Raw genomic sequence first — 6,096 nt, 5'->3', positions numbered from 1 at the left:
GCCTAATCCAATTGACTGCAAAACGAACACGGATTGCCGGTACAGCAATGATTAACGCACTATAGCACACAAATACTGTGCTACCAGTCCGATTAGTTTTTGTTCAAAAGACACCGTAAAGATTGCAACCGACGGTAAAGTTTAGGCACAATGCCTAAAAGCATTAACGGGGCAGATCTCTCTGTTCAGTAAAATCCATCAGGAGGCGTTATGCACCACCCGCAATATGATGACGATCTACGTTCTTTCATGGAAGAAATGGAAGATGTACAGCGCATCGCTTCCAACGACAAAGTGTTTGTTTATAATCCAAATGACAGTGTGGAGAAAAAAGCGAAACGGGCAGCGCTATCGAAGGAGAAAGATCCCCTTTTCAACCCCTTGAGCATGGAAGGCGTAAAGCCGGTTAAGCCCGATGATTTTATTGCCTTTCAGCAACCTGGTATTCAAGACGGCGTATTTAAAAACCTCCGATTAGGCAAATACGATATCGAGCAGCGCATCACACTCAGTGGTGCCCCCCTTAAGGCCTGCCGTGATTTACTGTTTCAGTCGCTAAAATTGGCTCACGAGAAGGGTGAACGAGCGTTATTAATTCAGCATGGCAAAGGAGAACACAGTCAGCCCTTTCCCGCGTTGAAAAAAAGTTACGTTAACCATTGGCTAGCCGAATTGGACTTTGTCATTGCCTGGCACACAGCACAGCCTATGCACGGCGGGTTTGGCGCCACTTACGTACTGCTAAAGAAGCATCCTCAGCAAAAATTAATTAATCGGGAAAAAAATCGGAAGCGGTAAGCGCCCTCGTGCTAGGAAAGAAAAAGGCTCATAGGGAAAACAGCTATTAGAAAAGGCGGGAAATAAAATAGCGGCGTTGACAAAGTTATCTTTAGGCTCAAAAAAACATAAAAAATAACTTTGCCACTGCCGCCACTACGTAATTATTTGTTATCTTGCAGACTGCTCGACATTCAACGACGTCTTTGTGTTATTTTCTGCCGAACTGGCAGAAGAACTGAAGACCGCGGTTAAAATCATTAACAACACTGCAACAGCAACACCGGTTAAACCGAATCCCTTACTAGAACGATACATATTCGTCTCTTATTATTTCGTCAATAACGGATCATACGATCCAGATTAGAACTCAATGTCTTCCCTGTCTACGAATTTGCCATCCTGACATGATCTAATGTAAAACAGAGACTTGCAGATGACAAGGCATCAGTTCAAATATTTGACACCTTATCACCGTTTTTTGTCACTAATTTACAAAAACACGGGCATTTCGGAAAATTCGCATCCACGCACCGTCTTCTTGCCAGTCATCAGGCCGCCAAGAATTGGCTACGGCTCGGAAAACCCGTTCAGGGTGAGGCATCATAATGGTACAACGGCCATCTTTTGAAGTCAGCCCGGTTATACCCAATGGCGAACCATTGGGGTTAGCCGGATAGGTATTGGCAACCTGACCATAGTTATCCACATAACGAAGGGCCACCTGATTGCCTGACTGCACCGCATCTAATGCCCCTTGGGTAGCAAATTCAGCTTTACCTTCACCATGAGACACAGCGATGGGCATGGTAGACCCCTGCATACCTTGTAAAATCACCGATGGCGATTCCATGACTTCCACCATGGCCACCCGTGCTTCAAACCGTTCAGACAGGTTTGTCACAAAATGGGGCCAGTGTTCTGTGCCTGGGATCAAGGCTTTCAGGTTGGATAACATCTGACAACCGTTACAAACCCCTAAACTAAAGGTATCGCTGCGCGTGAAGAAGTTTTCAAACTGTTCTCTGGCACGGGGGTTAAACAATACTGATTTAGCCCATCCTTCACCGGCACCTAAAACGTCACCGTAAGAGAAACCACCACAAGCGGCTAACCCTTTGAAGTCATTCAATACCACTTTGCCGCTTAGCACGTCACTCATATGCACATCAATGGCGTTAAAGCCGGCACGGTTAAATGCCGCCGCCATTTCAAGGTGTGAGTTGACGCCCTGTTCCCGTAAAATAGCCACCGCAGGCTTAACGCCTTTGGCGATATAGGGCGCGGCCACATCTTTATTCACATCGTAGGTTAGCGACACGCTTAACCCAGGATCAGCGGCATCCTGCTTGGCTCGATTTTCTTCATCAGCACATTGTGGGTTATCGCGTAAGCGTTGCATTTGATGGGTAGTTTCGGCCCAGATGCTGCGGTAAGTCACCCGTGAATCGGTCAGTACCGTGACATCATGGCGAACAAACTCAATCATATCTGTGCTATTTAATGTACCGATATCATGCAGTTGAGACCCTAAGCCATGTTCATCGGCAATGGCAGTCACCGCCGCCACATCCTGTTCACGCACCTGAATAACAGCACCGAGCTCTTCGCTGAACAATACGCCTAAATCATCCTCTTGCAGATTGTCCAGTGAAACCGTGACACCGGTTTTACCGGCAAACGCCATTTCCGCCACTGTGGTAAACAAGCCGCCGTCAGAACGGTCATGATACGCCAACAGTAAGTCTCTGCCCTGCATGGCCTGTACCGCATTAAAAAAGGCAAGTAATTGCTCGGCACTGTCAACATCAGCCGGTTTATCGGCTAACTGACTGTACACCTGAGCCAAACAACTGCCGCCCAGACGATTTTGGCCATTCCCTAAGTCCAGCAACAACAAACGGGTCGCCCCTTTATCAGTGCGTAACTGAGGGGTCAGGGTTTTACGAATATCTTTAACGGCCCCAAAGGCCGTGATGACTAAGGATAAGGGAGCAGTAACGGATTTATCGGCCCCCGTCTCATCTTGCCATGCGGTTTTCATCGACATGGAGTCCTTGCCCACCGGAATCGTAAGCCCCAGAGCCGGACACAATTCTTCACCTACGGCTTTTACCGCTTCATACAGCCCCGCATCTTCACCGGGATGAGACGCTGCGGCCATCCAGTTTGCAGAAAGTTTAATGCGTTTAATATCGCCGATATAAGAGGCCGCAATATTGGTTAACGCTTCAGCCACCGCTAAACGAGCAGAAGCACCATAAGATAACAAGGCCACTGGTGTGCGTTCACCCATTGACATGGCTTCACCATGGTAGGTATCAAATGCTGAGGCCGTTACCGCCACATCAGCCACGGGAACCTGCCAGGGGCCCACCATCTGATCTCGACTCACCAAACCGGTCACTGAACGGTCACCTATGGTAATGAGAAAGGTTTTTTCCGCCACTGTGGGTAAGCGAAGCAAACGCTCAGCCGCATCTGCCAGGGTAATATCCTGGCGTTGCAATTGTTCAGGGGAAAGGGTTTTAGAGGTTACATCCCGGTGCATTTTAGGTGGCTTGCCCAGCAATACATCCAGCGGCATATCGATGGGTTGATTATCAAACTGTTTATCGTTTAACAATAAATGCCGTTCAGCGGTGGCTTCCCCCACCACCGCAAAGGGAGCCCGTTCCCGAGCGCAAATCGCCTCGAAGGTAGCCAGATTTTCCGGCGCCACCGACAAGACGTAGCGTTCCTGTGACTCGTTACACCATAACTCCAGCGGCGTCATTCCCGGTTCGTCAGACAGCACATCCCGCAATTCAAAACGTCCACCCCGTTCACCATCATTCACCAATTCTGGCAGGGCATTGGATAAACCACCCGCGCCCACATCGTGGATAAACTGAATGGGGTTGTTCTCACCCAATTGCCAGCAGGCATCGATCACTTCCTGACAACGACGCTCCATTTCTGGGTTATCACGTTGTACCGAGGCAAAATCCAAATCTTCATTGGATTGACCGGAAGCCATGGATGAGGCCGCGCCGCCACCCAAACCGATGTTCATTGCCGGGCCACCGAGCACGATCAATTTCGCGCCTACGGTAATTTCACCTTTTTCAATATGATCTTTGCGGATATTACCTAATCCACCGGCCAGCATAATCGGCTTATGATAACCACGCACTTCTACGCCATTAAAACTTGCCACTTCCTGTTCATAGGTCCGGAAATAACCTAACAGCGCAGGACGACCAAATTCGTTATTAAAGGCGGCACCACCTAATGGCCCTTCCAGCATAATATCTAACGCACTGACAATTCGTTGGGGCTTGCCGTAATCCAGTTCCCAGGGCTGCTCGGCACCGGGAATACGCAAATTCGACACACTAAAACCCACCAAACCGGCCTTCGGTTTTGAACCCCGTCCAGTGGCTCCTTCGTCACGAATTTCGCCACCTGAGCCCGTTGCCGCGCCAGGAAATGGCGAGATGGCCGTGGGGTGATTATGGGTTTCCACCTTCATCAGAATATCAATATCTTCGTGGTGATATTCATATTGATGGGACTGGGGATCGGGGAAAAAACGCCCCGCTTTCCAGCCTTCCATTACCGCGGCGTTATCTTTATAGGCGGAATGAACGAATTCAGGATGGGTCTCGAAGGTATTTTTGATCATTTTGAACAAGGATTTACCTTGTTCTATGCCATCGATTGTCCAACTGGCGTTGAAAATCTTATGACGACAATGTTCAGAGTTTGCTTGGGCAAACATATAGAGTTCAACATCGTTAGGATTACGACCTAAACGGGTAAAACTGTCGAACAGATAATCGATCTCGTCGTCGGCCAATGCCAAACCCAGACTCAGGTTCGCTTCGATCAAGGCTTGTTTACCCCGACCTAAAATATCCACCGACATGAAGCTTTGTGCACTGGCCTGTTTAAACAGTACTTGGGCATTTTGCGGATCAGAAAATACAGATTCAGTCATCCGGTCGTGCAACTGCTGCGCAACCTGTTGCCATTGCTCTTCGGTTAACCTGCTATCAACGTCAATATAATAAGCACATCCCCGTTCGATGCGCTCGATCTGACTTAGCCCACAATTGTGGGCAATATCCGTGGCTTTGGAAGACCACGGTGAGATGGTGCCGGGACGGGGCGTGATAAAAAAGCACTTCCCAGTGGGCGCTTGTGACTGAGCCTTTGGCCCATAAGTCAACAGTTTATCAAGTATCTGACGGGCTTCATCATCAAGGGATCCATGGGTATTAACAAGATGTACAAACTCTGCGTAAATACCATTAACCTGAATACCGGATTGACCCAGCCGTTCAATAAGTTTAGTTTGTCTGAATTCAGACAGTGCGGGCGCGCCTCTAAGGACCAACATATCGCTTTACCTGATTGTTTGGAAACAGCGTATGACAGCTCAAAACGCTATCTCTTGGATGGACGAGGATTTTGGCGCGGATTATAGAGGAATTCCAGCCACTTGATAACCTGCTACGCCGATATTGTTTACATTTTTTCAGATTTTTATCAAAAAGGCTTAATGATATAACTGTGTCGTATTCTTTAAACCCTAAACATATTATCAGTCTTTACCGCTGCTTTTTTCGCACATTGATACTGCTGATGGTATGCGCAATCACGCTGGGCTGTCAGCCTGACTGGGAAGAAAACAAGTTAAGTCAAATAGTTAAACAAAATGCGCTGCATGTGGGCATCATTAACGGGCCGCAAACTTACTATATTGGTAACGCCGGTGCCGCAGGGTTTGATTACGAGTTAGCCTCCGATTTTGCCGATTATCTTGGTGTGACTGCCATAATCACAGTATTTTACGATCATGATGCATTACAAGCCGCCCTAGAACAGGATGACATCGATATTGCCATCACTGGCGATGCCCTTGGTGATGACCTCCCGCACATTGATCAATACGGCCCCGTTCTCCACTATGTCAATCAGGTATTAGTCACCTCATCCGAAACACCAAATGTAAACGCAGAAACAACAATTACTGTGGTGGCCAACAGCAGTAACCATAAACTATTAACCCGTGAGCTTGAGACCCTGTCTGGCAAAATCGAAGCCTCTTATGACATGGATAAGCACGAAATCCTGCGCCGCCTGGCCACCGGTGAAGTGGCGGCCACCGTGGTTGATTCCAATGCCTTATCCATCATGCGTACCCGTTACCCCCAATTAGCAATACATCAGATTTTGGCCCTTCATCAAAAGGTTGCCTGGGGGTTGCATACAAACAGCGACGACAGTTTGTTGGCAGCCCTGTATGAATTTATCAGCCAATCCCGGGGATCT

At 48.1% G+C, this 6,096-nt stretch carries 4 protein-coding genes; 2 read left to right on the top strand and 2 right to left on the bottom strand.

Annotation, left to right across the window (positions count from 1 at the left end):
- The first annotated feature begins 210 nt into the window (after positions 1-210).
- A complete protein-coding gene (gene smrA / locus V5298_RS19360) occupies positions 211-798 on the top strand; it encodes a DNA endonuclease SmrA (RefSeq protein WP_332933072.1) in 588 nt (195 codons plus the stop codon).
- 150 nt (positions 799-948) lie between these two features.
- Here the strand turns inward: smrA and V5298_RS19355 are convergent, their stop codons facing one another.
- Complete coding sequence (locus tag V5298_RS19355) at positions 949-1,095, bottom strand: hypothetical protein (RefSeq protein ID WP_332933071.1); 147 nt, start codon at positions 1,093-1,095, stop codon at positions 949-951.
- A gap of 169 nt (positions 1,096-1,264) precedes the next feature.
- Entirely contained in the window at positions 1,265-5,161 is a 3,897-nt protein-coding gene (gene purL, locus V5298_RS19350; RefSeq protein ID WP_332933070.1) for a phosphoribosylformylglycinamidine synthase, read from the bottom strand.
- A gap of 173 nt (positions 5,162-5,334) precedes the next feature.
- Here purL and V5298_RS19345 point away from each other — a divergent pair.
- The coding region (locus V5298_RS19345; RefSeq protein WP_332933069.1) for a transporter substrate-binding domain-containing protein at positions 5,335-6,096 on the top strand (762 nt) is incomplete at its 3' end.

It is taken from the genome of Alteromonas sp. 14N.309.X.WAT.G.H12 (assembly GCF_036697315.1).
Classification (GTDB): domain Bacteria; phylum Pseudomonadota; class Gammaproteobacteria; order Enterobacterales; family Alteromonadaceae; genus Alteromonas.
This window is presented reverse-complemented; position numbering and strand designations above follow the sequence as displayed.